Source organism: Enterovibrio gelatinilyticus (genome assembly GCF_028683095.1).
Lineage (GTDB): Bacteria > Pseudomonadota > Gammaproteobacteria > Enterobacterales > Vibrionaceae > Enterovibrio > Enterovibrio gelatinilyticus.
In genome coordinates, this window is record NZ_JAJUBC010000062.1 from 1 (window position 1) to 2,752 (window position 2,752).

The window sequence follows — 2,752 nt, forward strand, 5'->3', positions numbered from 1 at the left end:
TTGTATTTTCTTGATATCTAACGTCGACGAAAAACCTCTTATGACCTCAACAATGCTGTCTTTGGTAACCTTATTATTTTCAACCACAAGCGATGATACATAGCGCTCATAAAATCGATACGTCAAATCACACAGCTCGGTTTCTTCCAGCTTTTGAAATCCGACTTTCACTTTCTCTTTGCAGTAATCCGCGAACGCAGGACTCAACGTAGATGTGATGAAAGAGCCCTCCATCCTTGCTCCTTGAGCATTTGATCCAAGACAGGGACTAACTCAATTTTGACCATTGAGAGATCAAACGCAGACTGCTGACTAAGAAATGCTTGCCCCGCCAACCAATGACCCATTTGAAAATTTATCAGCTCAGCCCGGCATCGCTTATTTATCAGATACGTTCTCATGATGTGCCGTCCCATGTTGACCTTAAAGTCGGGAGGTATGTGAGACATTAACCAAGTGGGAGAAAGCACTTTCGGCATCGCCCTATCCCCTTTCAGGTCAATATAAAACAATGGGCCGGGGTCAGTTCTTGTGTTTTTGTGTTTCTTAAACCATTCTTCTGCTTGATAAATATTGCTGTCATCAGAAGTCGTTCGTAGCCATCTTGATAGACTCAGACCAAGTTCCCAATCCAGACCGATCAGATAAGTTTTGAGCTTAGAGAGATGGCTTCGATAGTACTCAAGCTGATTGCCCAGCATAGTCGGCATGCAGATAAGACGGGTGTGGGAGTAATCAGTGTTGTCTTTATCACTTATAACCATCATCCCTTGATCTTTAAATGTGAGAGACAATGTTGGAAGCGGGTTATATATCGCTCTATAGCCCGTCGCATGGAGCAGCAAAAAAGCAACATACGCTGCGAAAGCGTTATGGTGATCAACTATGGATTGTAGTGAACTCGTTCTTGTCGGCTTCAGTGATTCAACCTTTTGCACCAGCCCTTCTACGAGACGCTTGTGGGCGGTAAGGGTTGGAATATATGGGCTTCCGACACCAGAACACTTATTTTTGGCCTCCCAGTGAAACAAATCGCCGGGGAGTGTGCTATTGCACCCCATCCAGTCAGAAATTTTCAGCCATAACTGATTCAATTGGAGCGATAACTCATCCAGTCGGTAATAGCTGTAATGACGGGTAGAACGCGTCAGTATCGACAAGTTACCAAACGAAAAGTCCAATACTGTTAAATCAATATCCTCGGTGGCGAGAATATAGTTTTTCAGAAACTCGCTGATCATATTGCAGTTAATGCTGATGTTTGTGCGCTTGCCCCGCTGCTTCAACCATCTTCGGCAAGCGTGTTCAATTTGTTCCCAATACTGCTCTGGTATAAGTGCAGTACTTGAAGATATTTGATCCTCATTACCGTGAACCCGCTCTACATAACCCCTAATACTTACTGGACAGCGCCAATTAACCCGATCAGAAACTGGAAGAAATAAAGACGGATCTGCAGGTAAGCTCGAGGCTTTTACCGTTGATTTCACGGCGAAGCTTAGCCACCAGTCTCCACTGTCATCCACCCAGATCCCATTCAGTCCTCTTTGATTGGTAATATAAAGCTGTTTTACATCTTCAATTGGCTTGCCCAACACAAGCGAAATATACATTGTCAGCGCGATAACGGGCTTCGGCACCTGCTGTATTTTCCCACTTGAAAGGGAAAGATTTTGAATATCATCTAGCATCATAGCCAAGCATCCAGGTGCCATAATCTGGGTTGCAGTCAAAGATGGATTAAACCTTCTCTTTACTTTCTGAGAGACAGAAGTTTTCAACGCTCTTTTTCTCAATTTGCTTCTGATATTCGAAACTACAGGAAGTTCCGACTTCCCTCTTTCCTTCATAGAGATATCTTCGACAATGCTCGGTATCAACATGAAGTCATCAGGCTCAGAGTCCGTTCCAACATGTTGACTCATATTCGCTGAGTTGAAATGAATGAGAAAGTCAGGTTCACCAGGGATAGATTCTTGTTTTCTTATCGATTTTTTTCTTATCCCTGATTGATTGCGCCGCCCACTATGGCTTTTCGATTCTATCCATTCGGACGCAAAAAAACGCGACAATTTAGACATATAGTCTTTGTGATGGTCCGCTAGGTTGGGGGCTTGTTGTCGGTGCTCTTCAAGTGAATTCGCTATTTCTCGGCTCTGACAATGTAAGTATCTGGCGGAGACAAACTGATCACAATTTGACATCAGAAGACGAAAAGCCGAACAGGATTCCATCAACCGTTTTTCTTCCGTTGAACCGGCAAAATCTAACAATGATTTATGAGACTGAATGTAAAAGTACTGAAGGAGAAATGCAGCGACGATTTGCGGATGCCCATCCTTACTCTGGTATTTGCCGTAGGAAAAAAGCAGCGCATAAATTGGTTTATCTTCACACCAGCCTTTCTTCATGCTGTTTTTCAACATGTTTCTATTTTGGATAAAGTCTGGGTGCCTAAGTGCATCAACCAATCCTGTGTAAAACTCCTGCGAGAGCCCCAAGTTATTGCAAGTTACATCGCCGGATTTTGCCAAGACATCTACAATGGCATCCATGAAAATAATGAAGCCTCTAAGGTCATCTGGTATCTGTAATTTTTCAGAAAAATCATTAAATTCAGCTTGAGCACGCATCATATCGATGCCTGTTCGCTCACATGCTAGTTCAAGTAGACTAGTGCAAATGTTCATTCTATCCACCTAAAGTAACTTCTTGTTCAAATGAAGTGCTTTGGATACAGCGTCCGTGGTGG

General features: G+C 43.2%; 2 protein-coding genes. Both read right to left on the reverse strand.

Annotated features, from left to right (window positions below):
- On the reverse strand, positions 1-234 hold a 234-nt coding region (locus LRP50_RS25080; protein WP_274167121.1), incomplete at its 3' end, for a hypothetical protein.
- Positions 204-2,636: a hypothetical protein gene (locus LRP50_RS25085; RefSeq protein WP_274167122.1), complete on the reverse strand. Its 2,433-nt coding sequence runs from the start codon at positions 2,634-2,636 to the stop codon at positions 204-206. The genes LRP50_RS25085 and LRP50_RS25080, both read right to left, overlap by 31 nt.
- Positions 2,637-2,752 lie beyond the last annotated feature (116 nt).